Source organism: bacterium, from assembly GCA_035419245.1.
In the GTDB taxonomy this organism is placed as follows: domain Bacteria; phylum Zhuqueibacterota; class Zhuqueibacteria; order Residuimicrobiales; family Residuimicrobiaceae; genus JAKPUX01.
Window position 1 is genome coordinate 39957 of the sequence record DAOLSP010000014.1, and the last position, 18971, is coordinate 58927.

Annotated in this window: 8 protein-coding genes; all 8 read right to left on the reverse strand. The window is 59.0% G+C overall.

The features are described 5' to 3' along the window. Position 1: 1 nt before the first annotated feature. The 8 genes from PLH32_14085 to PLH32_14120 all read right to left on the reverse strand — a co-directional run bounded on the left by PLH32_14085 (position 2) and on the right by PLH32_14120 (position 18942). Positions 2 to 1414 (reverse strand): peptidylprolyl isomerase, encoded by a 1413-nt coding sequence (locus PLH32_14085; GenBank protein ID HQJ65738.1) that lies wholly within the window; start codon positions 1412 to 1414, stop codon positions 2 to 4. Positions 1415 to 1502: 88 nt separating this feature from the next. Next, complete coding sequence (locus PLH32_14090; protein ID HQJ65739.1) at positions 1503 to 5111, reverse strand: hypothetical protein; 3609 nt, start codon at positions 5109 to 5111, stop codon at positions 1503 to 1505. A 22-nt stretch (positions 5112 to 5133) separates the two neighbouring features. Continuing rightward, positions 5134 to 6210 (reverse strand): PorV/PorQ family protein, encoded by a 1077-nt coding sequence (locus tag PLH32_14095; GenBank protein HQJ65740.1) that lies wholly within the window; start codon positions 6208 to 6210, stop codon positions 5134 to 5136. Between the two features lie 17 nt (positions 6211 to 6227). After that, complete coding sequence (locus PLH32_14100) at positions 6228 to 9224, reverse strand: TonB-dependent receptor (protein ID HQJ65741.1); 2997 nt, start codon at positions 9222 to 9224, stop codon at positions 6228 to 6230. A gap of 203 nt (positions 9225 to 9427) precedes the next feature. Next, positions 9428 to 12457: a sugar-binding protein gene (locus tag PLH32_14105; GenBank protein ID HQJ65742.1), complete on the reverse strand. Its 3030-nt coding sequence runs from the start codon at positions 12455 to 12457 to the stop codon at positions 9428 to 9430. Between the two features lie 158 nt (positions 12458 to 12615). Further along, positions 12616 to 13623 carry a LacI family DNA-binding transcriptional regulator gene (locus PLH32_14110; protein HQJ65743.1) on the reverse strand — a complete coding sequence of 336 codons (1008 nt, stop codon included), beginning with the start codon at positions 13621 to 13623 and terminating at the stop codon, positions 12616 to 12618. A 370-nt stretch (positions 13624 to 13993) separates the two neighbouring features. Then, complete coding sequence (locus PLH32_14115) at positions 13994 to 16084, reverse strand: glycoside hydrolase family 127 protein (GenBank protein HQJ65744.1); 2091 nt, start codon at positions 16082 to 16084, stop codon at positions 13994 to 13996. Further along, positions 16081 to 18942, reverse strand: a complete 2862-nt coding sequence (locus PLH32_14120; protein HQJ65745.1) for an FAD-binding and (Fe-S)-binding domain-containing protein — start codon at positions 18940 to 18942, stop codon at positions 16081 to 16083. The genes PLH32_14115 and PLH32_14120 overlap by 4 nt, the downstream gene beginning before the upstream one ends. Positions 18943 to 18971: the final 29 nt, after the last annotated feature.

Below are 18971 nucleotides of genomic sequence, written 5' to 3' on the forward strand. Positions count from 1 at the left end.
CTTATTGCTGCTTCAGCACCGCATCATACCAGGCATGGATCGGTGCACTGTTTTTTTCGATCCGCACCTGACCACGCAACTGCTGCAGATGCTCCTGAAGAGTCGCCGCACGTTTGGCGGTCATGACCTCACGCCGCAAAAGTTCGGTGGCTTCACCGGAAGCCAGGTTTGGATAGCGGCCTGCGTAGTGTTCACGATAGTACCGCTTCAGATCGCAGCTGTCCACTCGGACCTCCGCCAGCAGGCTGCGCCTGCGGGCCATCTGCAGGTGGTTCTGCTCGAAGAGCGCAGTCCGGATGCGCACCTGCGGCGCACGCTCGAGACCCATCTCGCGCGCCTCCCGGCTCAGGGCGCGGTCGCGCAGCACATAATCGAGCGCGGTCTTCATGCTGCGATGCGCCGCATAGTAGGGAATGTAGTTGAGGGCAGCGATGAACTCGCCGATGGTCAGTATGTCGCCGTCGATGCTGGCCAGAGGTTCCCGGCGCTGCTCCCAGAGCGACGATTCGATCCGCCCCATCTCCGCCTCGTTGAGTTGCTCGAGATGGAGTTGATCGGCCGTCGACGGCTGACGCTGGAGGATCACCCCCAGCCGCTCGCCGACAGCGCGCAGGCTTGCAGGATAGATGCGGATCTTTTTGTCCCGCATCAGTCCGCCGATATAAGCCAAAGCAGCTTTGTCGCCCAGCTTCTGTTCGAGGAGCGTGCGGGCGTTGCGGCGCTGCAACTGGTATTGCGCCTCCGAAAGAAGCGGGGTCTTGCGCCAGTCGGTTACTTTAAGGATATGCCAGCCATAACTCGAGGCCACTGGCCGAGAAGGGGTCTTCAGGGGAAGGTTGAAGGTGGTGTTGGCCAGATCATATTCCAGCTGCTCCCAGGCTACCCAGCCGAGATCACCGCCGCTTTGCGCCAGCCGGAGGTCATCGAAGGTGCGCTGCGCCAAGCTGTTCCAGTCCACCCCCTGCTGCAGCAACGTGTAGAGCGAATCGGCAGCCGGCTTGCTGGCACAGAAGAGATGGCTGATGCGCCGCTCTTCGTTCATCCAGGCGTAGCTGCGTTCCAGGTCGGTTTCGGAGAAATGGATTTTGGGCTTGATCACCTGCTGAAAGTGGAGATCGCGCAGCGCCTTGTCGCGGAAGGCCGCGAAGCGGTACTGAAGCCGTTCATCCTTGGCCAAACCCAGCCTCCTGGCCTCATCGGCCAGGAGCCGGCGGTCGATGAGTTCATCCAGAAATTGCTCGCGCAGCTCGTGCGAATCGAAAACATTCGGCTGCTTGACCACCTCCAGATAGGCCGTCTTAAACTCCTCGAGGGTAATGCGCTCCTTACCGAGGCGCGCAACGCTGGGCTCTTTGCTGCTGCACGCCACAAGGATTAGAAGAAACCACGACGTGCCAAACCAAATGTGTTTCAAACACCCAACTCCGGATAGTCGATGAATCGCAGAGGGACGCAGAGGCACCTGTGAAAGCTGGCCTCTGCGTCCCGTATGATGGGGCTTGCTATTTGATGATCAGCAACCGGCCCGTGGTATTCCCGACGCCGGGTGCTTCGATGTGATAAATGTAGACGCCATAGCTGATATCCATGCGGTCCCGAGTGAGCATGTCCCACGCCTCAGAGCCGTCAGTCATGTCGCTGTTGTGCTCGAGCGTCTGCACCAGGGTGCCATCCACCGCAAAGATGCGGATGGTGCATTTCTGCGGCAGATGGATGAACTGAATCGAACGCGGACCTCGGCCGCTGGTGTAGGGATTAGTGGGCTCCCAGGCGGCGGTGACCACGTAGGGATTCGGAACCACCCGGATCTTGTCCAGATTTTTGGCAGCAAACGCCTTGTCAATCTTCTGACCCTTGACCACGAACTGATAGCGGACATTGCCGGTGAAGGGAAAGTCGGGATAGACATTCAGCGTATCTCCGGCGCCCAGGGGCCGGCCATAGGTGTTCCACCAGACGGTATCCTCGGAAGCATTGTTAAGGATATTGAAGGTGATCATCGTCGAATCGTTGGGCAGCTTTTCAAAGAGAACGATCCGGTCCTTGGCCGAGAACATCCCTTTCTTGATCTTTTTCGGAGTCAGGGTCTGATCGACAAGGGCGAAAGGCAGCTCCTCTCCGGTCTGCTTGTCGAATACCCGGAAATTGGCATCCGAGGGCGGCAGCGGGATCTTTTTGGTGCTGGTGGCCAGTTCGACCTGCAGCAGATCCGATTTCTTCACGATGTCGTCATAAAAGACCACCATATACTGGCGGGGATAGTAGGTGCCGCTCTTGAAACCGCTGAGATTGAAAAGAGTGAAGCGGATGTTATAGGCGGTGGTGAAATTGATATTGCTGCTCCACTGTACCCCGTTATAGATACGTTCTTCGGGCCGGTTGATCATCCCCTCGGGTGGATTAAAGATGGAGAACTCCATCCCATGCAGAACCTTGGTCATGGTGCGCGGATCGCCGTCGGCATCCTGATAGAGGTTTTCGATCTCAACCCACTTGCCAGCGCTGTACTGTTCGTTGACGATCATGACCGTGTCTTCGGGTTGCGCGGTATTGGTCAGATTGCGCAGTACGAATCCGGTGGTCACTGTGGGCATCAACTCATCGGGATCCGCCCTGTCGATGAGACCGTCATGGTCGTTATCGTGACGGTCCATCGATTTGTCGAGAAACTGCAATTCATAGCGGTCACCGTCGCGGATCTCATCCGGTTTGATATAGCGGATCCCGACAGCGCCCGAAGTCTTGCCGGTACCCATCTGACGCGGTTGTTCGCTCAAGCCGGGGCCGACGTAGCCGAGCGCGGGAGCCTGCGGCACCACCACGACCACATTGTCGCCGGTGGTGATGTCGCCGGATGCGTTGACCGAGACGTACATATTGGTCTCGGAGGGGGCGATATTCTTTTCGGGGCTGCCGCGGTCAAACGCATTGACAGCGTAATAGTAACGCCGGCCGTTGACCACCGGAGAGTCGACGAAAACGTGCACCAGACCGGTCTCATTACCGAGATTGAACTGCACGCCTGTTCCGAAGGTGTTCTGGAAAAAGCCGAAGACGCTGTCGACCTTGTCATAAATGGCCAGCGGTTTGACATAGCGGGTGTAGCCATACCCATCGGTGATGGCTCCGGCGTCCGTGAAACCGGGATCGGTCGCCCGGTAGATCTTGTAGCCCTCGAAATCGTACTCATGGAGATACCGGTCGACACTCTCCTCGGCGCGCGCATCCCAGTAAAGCGTGACCTTCTGATTTCCCGCCACAGCGCGAAGTTTGGGCTTCTCCGGCGCTACGGCGAAGTTATAGTTGGAATTGTAGATCTTCTGGACGATATCCTTGTTGCGGAGGATATCCTGCTGGTCATCGCCGTAGACCATGGCGACGGAGAAAGACTCTTCCTGGCCGGGAGCGAGCGGGAAATAGCCGCAAGAAAAGATATAGTCGGCATCGACATTTTCGAGGTGGCCGTCGAAATAGCCAGGGGCCGACTCGTCCCACATCTGGGCGTCGTTGCTGTAGGTGATGTTACCGTACTCGTAAAAGACGAAACTGGTGAGGCCGATCTGATCGGACTCGTCGACATCGGTGTGATCGACGTTGGGTTCTCCCGGCAGGTCGCCGATGCCGCCGGTGGGTAATCCATCGCCCTCGCCGGTGTCACCCGAGCCGCTCTTGCCGTCCATACCCAGGTCGTCGGTCTTGGGATCCCAATCCCCGTCGTTATCGATGCCGTCGGTACGCTTTTCGTCGATGAGCAGGTTGGTCAAGCCCTCGCCGGTGATATAATCCTTCGCCAGATAGTCGCGGTTGTTATACTTGGGATCGCGGATATAGAGGTAGTAGGCCATGGAATCGGGGGCCACTGCGCCGTCCGCTTCGTCGATGATGCCGTTGAGGTTGTCATCGACGCCGTTGCGCTCGATCTCGACCAGCGGCGCATTGGGTTTTTTCCAGAAGGTGGTCCCGTTGAAACGGAAGCGGACGCCCTCCGCGGGCATGGTCGTGACGGTGCGGGTGTATTCCTCACTGCCGTAATCGATGAGGACGATCTTATCACCGACGGCATAGCTTTTGAGGAAATCGTCGGTGGTGATCAAATGGCCGCCGCCTTTGATGCCATCGCCATCGTTATCGATGCCGTCCCGGAAGTTGCCGGGGCTTTCGAGGAAAGCGAAGCCGACCCAAGGCACGGGGCTGTAGCCGGCGGTGCCGATGTTGTCCCAGTCATAATTGACGGTCAGATCGAGCTCGCGGTAAAAGGTGGCGCAGTCGTCGTCATAATCGGTGTTGGCGCTGATGGTCGCGCCGATGGAGGCGCCGACGTTCAGACCGAAGATGGTCTTGGCGTGACGGAGTTCCCCGATGTTCTTGATCTGGTAAATCCAGAAGATGCAATCCTGCGCATCGGGATTGGACCACTGCAGCCCGCGGACGTTCTGGCGCAGGCCGATTCCGCCGCGCTGGGGCTCTGAAGCGATGGGCCGCGGCAGGGGCAGGCCGTCAATCTTCTTTTTGAAGCTCCAGTCATCCATCGAATAAAAGCTTTCCTCATCGGCGTTCTTCTGATCCTTGCCGAAATAGCCATTCCAGTGGCCACCCCAGCCGGGATCGAGGGCGTCGTCGAGCTTGTCCGGCCAAGTCGAAGGCCAGGTGTAGGCCTCATGGCTCATAGCCACGGCATGATAGGGATCGGCCTCCTTTTGGGCGAGATCATAGTAGCCCGGCAGCGGCTCGAAGCCGAGGAAGACACCGAGGGAGTCATGTGAAAAGATGTTGGGGTCCCAGCCCTGGCAAAAGACGCAGGGGGTGATTTTGGTAAAAGTGGAGTCCCCAAGGGAATCCAGGCCGGCGTAGGTCCGCAGCTCGGAGCTGACATACATCGAGGCGTTGCCCATCTGGATATGGCCGGAGTTGATCGGCCATTCTCCGGCATAAATGAGGCTGTTGTCGCCTTTGAGACCGCCGACCATGCCGTGATTGTAAAAGGTGACTCGGATCAGGTTGCCCGCATGCACGTTGCGGGCGCGATTCTGATAACTGCCATGGATCGTCTGCGCCCCCGCTTGCGCCAGGAGAGTGAGCAGTACCATGATGACAGCAGAACGCAATTTCATAACGCTTCTCCTTCCGCTCTTCTTACAGCGATAAAATTAGCGAGAACTTGTTCTGCCGGTCGAGGATGCCGTAATCGATCAGGGCATAATCCAGCAGCACATCCGTACTGAGCACCCGGGCATGAAGCCCCATGCCGAAGGTCAGGCCGCCCTCGCTGTCTTGCAGGAAGAGCTGGCGGTAACCGCTGCGAAGAGAAAGGAATTTTTTGAAGGTGTACTCCGCCCCCACATTGAGGTATTCCTTGTTATCGCTGGGATGGATGGCATCCACGGCGACGATTAGATCGTGTTCCTTGAGACCGAAGAAATCGGCGGCCAGGTTGGCGGAGAGGCCGACGCGGAAGAGGATCGGCAGCGGGAACTCGTCGGTGGAGAGCTGCGCATTGATGTTGCCGTTGTTGCCGTTGCTGGTTTCATCGATGTCGTGCTGCACGAGCATGTCGCGGCCTTGCATGCGCAAATCCCCGCCGAAATTGGAGATCGACATGCCGATCTTGAGATTCTTGAAAAAGGTGCGGTATTGCACGCCGATATCCAGGGCTAAGCCGCTGGCATCATCGTGCCAGATCGATTCGTGGACGAGCTTGCCGGTGCCGCCGATGGAGAATCGATCCGTCAGGCTGCGGGCATAACTGATCCCTGCCGCGAAGGAACTGGCCGAGACCATCTCGCCGTTGCCGTCGGGGTAGGTGATGGTGGTGCGTTCGATATCGGGCATGCCGAGATAGGAGAAGAAGACGCCGAAGGTGCCGAGGTTGCGCATCGGTACGGTGAAGCCGGCATATTCGAATTTCATATCGGCGAGGTAGTCATAATGGTTGAGCAGGATTTGCATGCGGTCGACCTTGGCCAGCCCCGCGGGATTCCAGAACATGGCGGTGATATCCTCCGCCTGGGTGGAGTAGGCTTCGCCCATGCCCAAGGCGCGCGCGCCGACGCCGATCTTTAAAAAGGCCGCTGAACTCGTGCCGACCCCACTGATCTTTTGCGCCTGGAGCGGCGTAATCGGCGCCATCAGGAGCGCCAAGAGAGCGGCCATGACCACCGCCCGTCCAGCATATTCCCGGCGCCGCATCAGGTCTTTAATCTTGTCGATCATATCACTCCTCATTTAACTTACTTGCTGAGTCGCAATCCCAATTGAATAAACCGCGGCGAAGAATAGTTGCCCGGACGGGTGAAGTATTCGGCCACATTGGAGATCTCCACATCCGGCATGCCTACCCGGTCCACCTGATTGATGCCCTGCAGGGTATAGTCGGGCCGGCCGGTATCGGAATAGATGCCATTGGCGTTGCGTGTATCCAGCAGATTGGTGACGTTGCAGAACACCTGGGCGCGCACGGTGCCAAAGCTGATGGTGCGGCCGACGCGCAGATCGAGATTATAAGTCATCGGCTTGCGCTCGCTGTTCTCGCGCAGGCCGGTGAAGGTCCCTGAACCCGAAACCTCACCGCGAGCGAAGGAAGGCGTATAAGGCAGGCCGGAGTTGATGGTGCTCACCAGACTTGCCGACCAGCCGCGGTCCGCCCAGCTGAAGACGGTGTTGAGGGCCTGGCGTTGGTCCCAGTTGAGGTTGATCATCTGAATGCGCGGCGCCACCTTGGCCAGGGCATCATAATAGGCGTCCTGGGGATTGGAGGAGGTGCCCTTAGCCGTCATGTAGGTATAATCGACGTTGAGGGCAAGCTTGCTGAGGCGGTAGCTGCCGGAGAGGGTCACGCCCTTGGCAGCGGCATGGTCCTTGTTGACATAGTTATAGTAGGTCATCCCCTGGTAGGTATCGATCGGCTCGCCGGTGCCCAGCCAGTCGCGGATATCCCGGTAAAAACCGGTGAGATGGAGGTAGAGGTTATCCGAAAGCTGCTGCTGCAGGCCGAGCTCGTACATGACCGTGCGCTCCGCATTGAGGTCGGCATTGCCGACGAGATTGCTGGCGCCGGCCCCGGTGATCCAAAAATTGGGATTGTCATACAGATAGCTCATCTGCGGATTCTGGAAGAACCAGCCGTAACTGAAATGAATCACCCCCTTGTCCGTGATCGGGAACGAGAGCCCGAAGCGGGGTGAGAGCTGTGACTTGGCACTGGCCTTCTTCCACCAAAATTTCTCCCGTTCCGCGACTGTATACTTGACCAGAGCGCTGTCGGGCGTGCCCGGCGCATAGTTGCTGTAGATGTGGTCCATCTTGAACGGGGCATAGATCTGTGGATCCATGGGATCGGCGAGCACCCGGCCATCCGGATCAAAATAGTCATACCGCAAGCCGATATTAATAATCAGCTCGTTGAATTCGATCTTGTCCTGAATATAGGCCGACATCTCCCGGGGTTTTGCGCCGTATCTGACATGGTAAGGCGAGCTCTCGGCCGGCACAATCGGCCGGAAGGTGACATCCGAGAATTGCAGCTGGTACCAGTCGTTGCGCAGATCGTTGAGGGTGGTCGCCGCCCCCATCTTAACGAGATGGCGCTTGTTGAGCTGGCTGGTCAGATCGAGGCTGAAGTTGTAATAGGAGACATCGTTCTTGCCGATATCGGTCGAATTGCCATAGTAGGTGAAATCGTTGGTGCGAGTGATGACCGAGATGTCATCCTCCACACTGCGACCGTAAACATACTGCTCGATCATCGCCGACTCGGTAGGCATATAACGGTAGTCGTAGGGATCTTCATAGAGAAAGTTCTTGTGGCGCTTGTTGTAATAGTTGGCCTTGAAATCGAGGAAGGTGCTCTTGGAAGCGATGTATTTGGCCGAAAAAATATGGGTCTGACTGCGGGTATTGTAGTGTTTGCCGGCATCCGGCACATACTTGTAGTCCCAGCCCACGCCATAGCTGCGGTCATAGTTATAATAAAGACCGTAGGAGAGTTTGAGTTTGGTGGAGGCATCCAGAAAGAATTTGGCCTGCGAAGAGTAGCCCTTGTACCAGCCCAAAGGCACCATTGCGTTATCCGCTTTGGCGAAGGTGTGCACCGTGTCGCCGGCCGGCGAGCGGAATCCCCACGGCATGAAATAACGCACGCCCTGGATAAAACTCGGGCTGTTCTGATAGCGTCCCGAGACGAAATAGGTCAGCCGTTTCTGGGTCAGGGGGATGGGACCGGAGATATTGACCTGAAAATCGGTGTTCGTGGTCGGGTCATAGCGGTTCAGGTAGGCCTTCCGGGTCAGCCAGGGTTTGGTCGCCTGGGCGCTGGAGGTGAAGGGATTGATTTTGCCGAAATCGTAGATGATGAAATTGCCGCCGCGGGTCAAGGCACGGGCTGCAGCGTTGGCCCAGGCGGCGTTGCTCATGACGTAATAGGTGCCGTCATCAAAGCTGAGGTGATCGCCGAAGTAGCCGGTGGCGTTGACGTGAAACTGGTCGCTTCCCTGCTTGGTGACGATATTGACCACACCGGAAAGGGCCTGGCCGTACTCTGCGTTAAAGGTGCCTGTGATGGTCTTTAGTTCCTGGATCGCCTGGTCATCGATGCTGATGCCCGCCGAACGGCTGAGGGGGTCGACGACCTTGACCCCGTCGACCATGTAGGTGATTTCACTGGTACGGCCGCCGCGGATATGGAGGTTGCCGCTGTCGTCGGTGACGACGCCGGCCTGTAGATTGACCAGCTCGGCGACGCTGCGCACCGGGAGCTGATCGATCTTGTCCGCACCAAAGGAGACCTGTGAGGAGGTTAGATCCTTCTGCACCTGGACCCGGTCGGCGACGATGTCAATCGATTCGCCGCTTTCAAGAACCGTGGTTGAGAGACGGCAGTCCACTTTGGTGGTGAGATCGACGCTGACCGTGACCTGCGTCCGGTTGACCGACTGGTAACCGATATAGACAAATTTGACCGTATAGATCCCCGGTTTGATGTTGATGATATAGTACTCGCCATTGGGATCGGTGACGGCCCCCTGGATTGCAGAGCCGCTGAGTGAAATGGGGCGGCCGGATTCGAGACGCTCGATGATCATCACATTGGCGCCGATGAGGGGCTGTCCGGACGCGGCATCGGTCACCCGGCCGGCGATCTTGCCGGTCTCCCCCGCCATCACGGGCGCCGCCAGAAACGCAGCGCAGAGGAAGACGACGAGCAAGGGGATGGCAAAGCGTTGCACCATAATACCTCCAGCTTGTTGTAGCGTGATACGGTTGGCATGCATATCGCGGATCTAGAGATCTGCCGGGCTACAGCAGCCGCTTCCGGCCGGGCTGTATCCCGGCAGCGCCCTGTTTTACTTGCGATCTGCCACAGCACCAGTGGAAACCACCCCTCCTTAAACAGAATGGGGCGGCCCGGGGGCCGCCCCATTGCCTGATGCCGTTATTTGAGCAGAGTCATCTTGAGAATGTGCGAATACTCCGGAGTGATCATGCGGCAGAAATAGACACCGCTACTGACCGCCTGACCGGCGTGGTTCTGTCCGTTCCAGGTGATGGTGTGAGAACCGGCGGTGATCTGGCCGTCGACCAGAGTCGCCACTTCCTTGCCGAGCAGATCATACACGGCGATCCGCACCGGGGAGGTCTTCGCTACCTGATAGGAGATGGTGGTGACAGGGTTGAAGGGATTGGGATAGTTATTCTTCAACTCGAACACCAGCGGCTGCACCGGTTCGGTCTCGACTGCGGTCGGGCCGCCGATGACCTGAAGGAAACCGAAGGTTGCTGGACGCATCCAGTCCTGGGAGTTACCCTGATTGCCCCAGCCGGTCCACAGGGTACGCCCGGTATCGCCCTTGGAGGGATCGAGATCCGTGCCGTCGATGCGTAACGGCATCATCATGCCGTCAACCACCTTGAGATCATGGCCTTTGGCCAACGAATCGAGAGCAATGCGGACCTCTATGATGTAGCCGTCGCCGGTGAACTTTTGGTAGACCGTCCGCTCGACGCCCGGGAACTCAAAGTCGGAGGATCCGCTCTTCTGGGTCGTTCCCCAGGCTGTAAAGCCGATACGCCAGTCACCGGTGCCGGCCAAATCCACATCCTTGAACTTGTGAGGCGGCTCCAGCAGGGCATTGTAGAAGCCCAGATAGAACTCCAGGGCATCGCCCATCCACGCCTGGCTGCCGGAGACCACCGGCTCACTGCCGTTAGCGTTGAGGTCGTCGTCGGTGACATCGGCGGAGATGTAGAGATAGTCGTCATCGATGACAAAGGTGGCATTCCAGCTCATGTCCGTGGAGGTCGGGGTCCAGCCCGTGGTATCGGTACCATTATGGCGCTCAGCCCTGAGCCCGTACTGTTTGTAGTCCGTGAATTCGTTGTCCAGCCCGTCCAGCGAGAACTTGCTGGCGAAGTCGGCGACGTAATAGGCCTTGGCGGTGACGCTGGTATTGCAGGTCAGCGGGCCGGCAACGGATTTGTCGGTGAGATCCATCTCGGTGCCGTCGGAAGCCACCGCAGTGACGGCGAAATAGAGGGTCACCGGTTCGCTGGTCTTGGACCACGGGCGATAGGCATAATACTGGGTCGCATGCGGGATCGCATTGCCAATCAGGACCACACCGGGCGCCGCGACGTTGGTGATCGGCGACTTGCTCATGTAGACATTGTAAGTCTCGGTGCCGATCTCATTATCCACCCAGGCGACGTTGAAGTAATTGTAGGTCACGCCGGGGCCGCTGAAGGTTTCGATGGTGCCGGTGATGGCCGGCGAAACCACCTTGCCTTCGGGGGCTTTGATGCCGACGAGGGTAAAGTTGTCAAAATAAACCGTTCCCGCCCAGTTGTTATCGACATTGTAGTAAATCTGGCAGCCGACGGTGAGGACGGTGGTGGGATCGATTTCGCCGGAGGCGACGTGTTCCAGCACATTATAGGTCATGGTGTTCCACATGCCCGGCTTGAAGGTGCTGTCATTCAGGAAGAAGGATTTCTCCGTCCAGGTCCACTTGGCATGGTCCATGGCGAAGATCGAGATCTGGGCGCCGAGCGGAGCGTCGGCAGGTACCCACACGTCCATGGTGATGGCGGTGGCGCCGGTGTCGCTCTTGCTGGTCCAGCCGAGGTTGATGTTGGTGTTGTCGAAGGAGCCCTTCTTGCTGCCGGCAAGGGCTTTGCCAAAGTCCCAGTTGGTCGCCAGCACGCCGGGGGTCCGGCCGGAGGGATCAGCGGCCTGGGCGATACTGATCAGGCTCGCGCCCCAGCCATTATTGGCGAAACCCTGGAGACCGGCCGAAGGCTTGTCCCAGTTGCCAACCACCCATTTATCGCCCACTTCGAGGGTGTGAAGGGTGTAGTCATCCATCAGGACCTTGCCCTTCCAGGTCTGGCCGGCGCCGAAGTAGATCTCAAGGCCGCCCTTGACTTTCAGCCAGGGCTGGAAATTGGGCCAGGTCTCCATGGCATGCTTGACGGGGTAGTAGATGGTGTTCCACTGCCCGGCCTTGATATGCACGCCTTCGCCGGCGACGGAGAACTTGTAATCGGTCCACTGCCAGGAACCCTCAGCAATCTGCATCCAGACCTTGATGACCGCATTGGTCGGGAAATCGGCCGGAACATAGACCCTGAAGCTGGCGAAGTATGCGCCTTCTGCTTGCGCGGAGGTCCAGAGCAGGTTGACCGGATCGGTGCCGATGGCGGCCTTGGTGTCGCCTTTGGAGGCATCGCAGTCGAGTACGAAAACCTCATTGGTGGCATCATTGGGATCGAATTCAATTGAAACAGCCGTCAAGGCATCACCCCAGTATTTGCCGAAATTAGCCTGGCTGGTCCTGAAATCGGCAACGACGATGGGCTCGACGCCCTCGATGGCAAAATTATCGATGAGGATATCGCCGCTCCAGGTCGGGCTGGAACTCTTGTCGCTCGGGAAATAAACCTCAATGCCGCCCTTGATCTTCAGCCAGGGCTGGAAATTGGGATAGGCTTCCATCATCCCGAGGACGGGGTAGTGCAGGGTGACCCACTGGCCGGCCTTGCAATGCATCCCTTCACCTGCGATCGACCACTTGTAATCGGTCCATTGCCAGGAGCCTTCGGCGATCTGCGCCCAGAGTTTGACTTGCGCTGAATCTGGGAAATCGGCGGGGAGATAGACGTCCACGGTGAAGAATTTGGCGCCCTGCTGCAGGGCCGAAGTCCAGCCGAGAGGCAGGGGATCGATACCGATCGCGGCCTTGCCATCACCAGTCGCAGCCGTGCAGGAGAGTTTGAGAACACCGGTCGAACGGCCGGTGGGATCGGCCGCTCGGCTCAACGAATTGGCGGCATTGCCCCACCAGATACCCCAATTCTGCGTGCCGGCGCTGGTGCTCTCAAAATCGAACTGGACCTGAGAGAAAGCCATGCTGCCCAGCAGCAGAATCGTGGAGACCACAACCATCACTTTCGAAAAAAGTTTCATGCTTGCCTCCTGATACGATTAGGAAAAATGCGGCATTCTGAAAAAAAGGTACGGCTCCATTGCATCACAGCTCAACGTGCGATCAGTTCACCTCCTTCCGCTTGTGCAGTATGTGCAGCCATGGAACTTGTGCGGTCATCGCGAGGCCGGCGTACCCATCACGCCGTCAAGCTGATGGCCACGGATTCCCGTTCGATGAGCCGGGTAGGCACCAGGGTGGTTACCGGCTCGTTGATTTCATGGTTCAAGACCTTGAGGAGCGTCCGCACAGCGATCGAGCCCATCTGTTCCTTATAGACGCGGACGGTGGTGAGCGGCGGCGAGATCATCTTGCCCAGTTCAATATCGTCAAAGCCGATAATCGAGAGATCGTCCGGGACGCGAAGATCGTGATCGGTTATGGCTTTGTAACCATAAATCGCATTAATATCATTAGCAGCGAAGATGGCGGTCGGCGGCTCGGGGAGATCCAGCAGGGCGCTGACATGATCATAGCCCTTTTCCAGTCCGCCGGTGCGAACCAGCTCTTCGCAGAGGGGAAAACGGGCGAATTCCAGGGCCTTGCAATAGCCCTCGAAGCGCTGCCGGAAGCTGAGGCGTTCGAGATCTCCGGAGATAAAGCCGATGCGGCGGTGGCCATGGTCGATGAGGAACTGGACCGCCTGGAACGCGCCGTGTTCGTTATCGATCAGCACCTGGCAAAAGGTATTACTGGTGATTTTGGGATCGACCAGCACGGTGGGGATAGCCAGAGAGGCGAGCTGATCGATAAAATTCTGCTGCAGAACCCCGATGAGGATGAGACCGTCGACCTGGTGTTCGCGGATCATCTTGGGGATGGCGGCGGTCTGGCTTTCCGGGAGCAGATGCAGGACGAGGCTGTAATTGCTGACGGCCAGTTCGGCCTCGATGCCTTCAAGCACGCGCGAATAGAAGGGATTCAGGGAAAGCGGCAGCTGCTCGCGGCAAAAGATCACGCCGACGTTTTCAGTAATTTTTTTCTTGAGGGCTTTGCCGAGGGCGTTGGGGTGGAAATTGTGTTCTTTGGCGATGGCGAGAACGCGCTGACGGGTGGCCTCTGCGACATCGGGGCGGCCGTTGAGGGCCTTGGAGACGGTTGCAGCCGAACAGTGAGCGGCTTCTGCAATGTCTTTGAGCGTGATCATTACCTTCTGAGCGGCGAGGGTACAGCGGTGGGGAACGGTTGATTAAGTCGAAATCGATTTCGATTTCTCCTTTCAAAATAGCAATTTTTCCAACTTGTGTCAAGTTTTTTTTCGAAAAGTATCGATAATTTCGGAAAAGGGTGTGGATAAGCGGGCAGCCGTAGAGAGTCAATATTGTAATTATTTATTTTAGGTGTTGCGTCGCAAATAACGAGACCGAAATCGATTTCGGCGAAGAGCGGCTGCCGCAGGCATCGCGCCCGCGGCGGATGGGCGCGAAAGATGCGGGAGGGTGCGAGAGGCGATGGAAGAGTGCGCGGGGGCGAGACGGGGCGGGTGGAAGCCAGGCGGGGCGGGAGCCCGCCCCCTTTCAACGCACCACCGGGAACTCGCTGACCCGCAGCGTCGTGCAGCCATAAGGAATTAATACCAGCGGCTCGGCCGGTGCATGCTGGAGATGAAGTTGCGGGCTCCAGGGCATCGGACCAGCCATCTCCCCATAGAGCTGCCACTCAGGAATTCGCTTACCTCGGGTGTGCAGTTCGACAGGCGCGGTCTCCAGCGACCAAGGCTGCAAACCGGTGCTTTCCCGCTCCACAACAGCAAATCCCACCGCCGGGTTGAGCACCGCGGCCTCCAGCAGTCCCCAATTCCAGGGATCGCGCGGATAAACCTCCCAGTAGTCGCCCCATTTATCCCGATTTTCAACCCGTTTCCAGACCTCGCCGATCCGCAGTCCATAGACCAACGGCCCGCGCTCAATCCCTACAGCACCGTCGGCCCACCGGCTGATCTTCACCACCATCGGCAGGTGCAACTCCACGACATCCCCGGAATGCCATTTCCGCACCAGGCGCAGAATCGTACCGGGTTGCGGCGCCGCCTCTTGACGCCCGTTGATCTCGATTCGCGCCGAATCGCACCAGCCGGGAACCCGCAGCACAAAGGGAAACCTGGCTTGTTTGTCTAAAACGAACCGGAAACGAATGCAATCGCTGAAGGGATAGGTTGTCTCTTCGCTGATCCGGGCTTTCTCCCCCGCCCCCACGCTCAGCTCAACGCGACTGGGCCCGTAGACGAGTGCAGCCGCGCCGCCGTCGATCGTGGCATACCACAAATTCTGCACCAGTTTCGGCCATCCTTGATGGAGGTTACAGGTGCAACAAGGATAGCCAGTCAGAAGGCCGAAGCAGAGGTCCGTGCCGCCATGATGGGCATCCTCATAAAAGTTATGACGGGCGCGGGTGGCCATCACCTGATTGGCACACTGGAAATACTGCCGGGCGCTGAAATCATCTGTGATTTGTGCGGGCAGGGCATTGTAGGCCAGGCGTTCCAGATGATCAGCGAAGGCAGGGTCAGCGGTTATCGGCAGCATGCACTCGAGGGAATACATCATTTCGACGATCGCACACAGTTCGATGCCCTGGGTGGGGGCATTGCCGTGCATCGGCTCATCCGCGCCGTACATCCCTTGCACCTGACCATGGAAGGCCCGGATGTCCGCAAAGGCGCGATGCACCGCTTCCAGATAGGTTTGCTCCGGATGCTGCTGGTAATAGATCACGGGCTGCTTGATGCCCTGGGCGAGATTGACGCAGTGAAAACCGCGCAAGCCGCGCAGCGAGAGCGCCGCGATCTCGGCCGTTTTCCAGGGATAGCGGATCTGATCGTAAATCCAGGGGCTTCCACCGGGAAAAGCGGTATAAAAATCGGCGGGCTGGTCGTTGAGAAAAACCTGGGTCCATGGGAAGGTCTGCGCAGCGAGGAGGTCGGCCAAGTGCAGCAGATAGGCCGCGCCCGTGCGGTTGTAGAGCCAGTAGACCGCCTGCAGGTTGTCGCCGCCGCGTCGATTGGCCCAGATGGTCCAGTGATCAAGGGGCGTCTTGGGCAGTTGAGCCAGTTGGAAGCGAAAATAACGGTCCATCAAGGTCAGGACACGGGCGTCGCCAGTGGCGTCGTAATACTGCATCAGCACCTTGAGCATCACCATCTTGGGCCACCAGTCCTCGCGGTCTCCCTTCTGCAGCCCCGGTTCAGGCGCCGGATCCTGCAGCGGCAGCGGGCCGAAATAGCCGTCCGGCTGCTGATTCCGGAGCGACCATTCGATCCAGAGCCGGGCTTTCGCCATCAGGCTGGAATCTCCGAGGATCCAGGCGAGCGGGAGCAATCCATCGATCCAGTACGGACCGCGCTCCCAGCCATCGCCATCCCCGCCCAACCAGCCATTGCGCGGCCCGACCACGCTGCTGTAGAGCACATCAAGGTGGCCCGTCATGCCATCCCGCATAATTTCGAGTTGCTCTTGCAGCCAGCCCATGGGATGGATGGCGCCCAGCGGGAGTTCCAGGTAGGGTTTTTCCCGGAGAGGCGGGCGGTTGACGGGATAATGGGCTTGCTTCGCCTCCGCCCCGGTGGAGAAGGCGAGGAGAACAGCGATCAGGAGCGGCGCCGGTTTCATGATCCGCTCCCTGCCGGATACCGCCGCGGCGTTGTGACGCGATCTACCAGATAGAGAATCGATTTGAAGGGGATGCCACTATGGGTCGTGAGGCCGATTTCGCAGGTGCGACTGGTCGAGAAGCCCTCGTCGCAACCGGCAGGCACCTGACTGCGCAAGTGGCGCAAACCATGTTCGTTCAGCTCCGGGAAGGTGAAGCCGCGGTCGCCGGCAAACCCGCAGCAGTTGCAGTCGGTTGCCACGACTTCCGCAGCGCACAGGCGCGCCAGCTCCAAAAGCGGCGCTTCCAGTCCCATCTTTTTGGCGCTGCAAACAGCGTGGACCATGATCGTTTCGGGAAGAGGATGAAACTCGAGGCGCGGCGCCAGGTGCTCCAGGGTGAAGGCGATGGGTTCATACAAGGTCAGCCGTGGATTAAGGGTTTCCTTCATCCGGTAGAGGCAGGGGCTCATGTCCGCCAGCACGGGGTATTGGCCCTCGGCGCTGGCGCGCCATAGGGCCTCGTCCAGCTCTGCCGCTTTGGCGTCGCCCGCTTCCTTGTAGCCTTTGCTGGCGAAAGCCATACCGCAGCAAAGGGCGTTGAGGTTTTCGGGAAAGATCACCTCAAAGCCGGCCTTTTGCAGCAACGTCACCGTCAGATGCGGCAAATCGGTCTCCTCTCCGTCACCGGCCGCCAATCCCATAGTGCGGGTGATACAGGCAGGAAAGTAGACCACCCGGGGATGGGCCGCGTCCGCGGCTTCCCGCGGCAGCGGCGAGGTGATGGAAAGGGGCCGGCTGTTCGTGGGCATGGCCGGGGTCCAGAGCGGCAGCCGACCACCGGAGAGCCGACGCAACAGGCGCGCCGTGGTGCCCAACAGGAGCGTGCCGAAAAACCGGTGCACTCCATGGACCAAAGCGAGCCCCCCTCGCCCCAAGGCGGTGACCATCGTCATGTGGCCGGCGAGGGCGGCCGCCGTCCGGTTGGCCAGACGCGAGGCCTTCTGATGGCGCAGTTCCTTGATCAACTTGCCGGTATCGATCTCGACTGGGCAAGCGAGGGCGCAAAGTCCGTCGGTGGCACAGGTCTGGTTGCCAAAATAGCCGTAGCCATCGCGCAGTTGTGCGAGCCGGTGCGGCTCGGCTCCCGAACTGGTGAGCCGGGCGATCTCGCGGTAGACGACAATCCGCTGCCGGGCGGAGAGGGTGAGCTGGTTAGCAACGCAATGGGGCTCGCAAAAGCCGCATTCGATGCATTTGTCGATGAGCGGGTGCGCTGCGGGCAGGGGTTTGAGGTTTTTGACATGGGCCTCGGGATCGCTGTTGAGGATCACACCGGGATTCAAGATACCCGATGGATCGAACACCTCCTTGATCCCATGCATGATGGCCAGCGCCTCCTCGCCCCATTCGAGTCCGACGTAAGGCGCCATATTGCGTCCGGTGCCATGCTCGGCCTTGAGGGCGCCATCATAGCGTTCCACAACCATGTGGCAGACCTCGTCCATGAAGCGCCGGTACCGCGCTACCTCATCGGAAAGGTTGAAGCTTTGTTTGAAGACAAAATGGAGGTTGCCCGCCAGAGCATGGCCGAAGAGGATGGTGTCATCATAGCCGTGTTTCCTGAAGAGCCCCTGCAGTTCGAGGGTGGCCTCGGCCAGATGCGGCACCGGAAAGGCGACATCCTCGATGATCACCGTGGTGCCGGTCTGGCGCATTGCCCCGACCGCCGGGAAAAGTCCCTTGCGGATGTTCCAGAGTTTGCCATACTCGGTCGGATCTAGGGTGAAGGTGACCGGTCTGAGCGTAGACACTCCGCCCAGCATCGACCGGATCGTCGCGATCTGGTGCTGCAAGCCGTCGGCATCGGCGGCCCGGCTTTCGATGAGCAGAGCGGCTGCAGCCTCGGGCAGATCCGCCAGGTAATCGGGCATGCCTGCCTTGCCCTCTACCGAACGCAGCGAGGCGCGATCCATGATCTCCACAGCGTCGACGGGGGCCGATTCGAGAACGGAGACGGCCCGGCAAGCGCTCCCGATATCGGGGAAGATGATCAGACTGGAGGCCTTGTCGCGATACTCGGGGACTGTATGGTAGGCGATTTCAGCGAGGAAGCCGAGAGTGCCCTCCGAGCCGATCATCAGATGCTGGAGGATCTCCACCGGGTCCTCGAAATCGGCCAAAGCGTTGAGGCTGTAGCCGCAGGTATTCTTCATTTTGAATTTTGCGTGCACCCGGTCCGCCAAAAGGGACTTGGCGAGCAGCTGCTGCCGCAGCTCCAGCAGCCGGTTGAGCAGCCCGGCCTGGTCGCGGCGAAAGCGTGTGACGGCATCGGGGTCGAGGCCATCGAAACGGGTCCCGTCGGCCAGCAGCAGCCGGAGTCCGGCGAGAGTGCGGTAGCTGTTCTGCGCCGTGCCGCAGCACATGCCGCTGGCGTTATTGGCGGCGATGCCGCCGATCATCGCGGCATCGATCGAAGCGGGATCGGGGCCGATCTTGCGGCCAAGAGGCAGCAGAGCCTTGTTGGCGCTGCAGCCGAGAACCCCCGGCTGCAGCCGGATCCGCGCCCCCTGAGCCTCGATGTGGATCTCTTTCCAGCCCTGATCGATGAGCACCAGAACCGAATCCGAAACCGCCTGGCCCGAAAGACTGGTGCCGGCGGCGCGGAAGGTCACCGGCAGGTGCAAGGCGGCGCATTCCTGTAGAATGCGGGCGATTTCGTCCTCCGAATTGGCACGGATGGCCAGTTGGGGCAGCAGACGGTAGAAACTGGCGTCGGTGCCGAGCGCAAGGGTGTTAAGATCATCGTGAAGCAGGCGGCTGGCGGGGAAATGGGGGCGCAGACGGGCATAAAGCTGTTGGTATTTTCCGGTGAGCATGGGTATCCTCAGATGGAAGTTGGATAAGC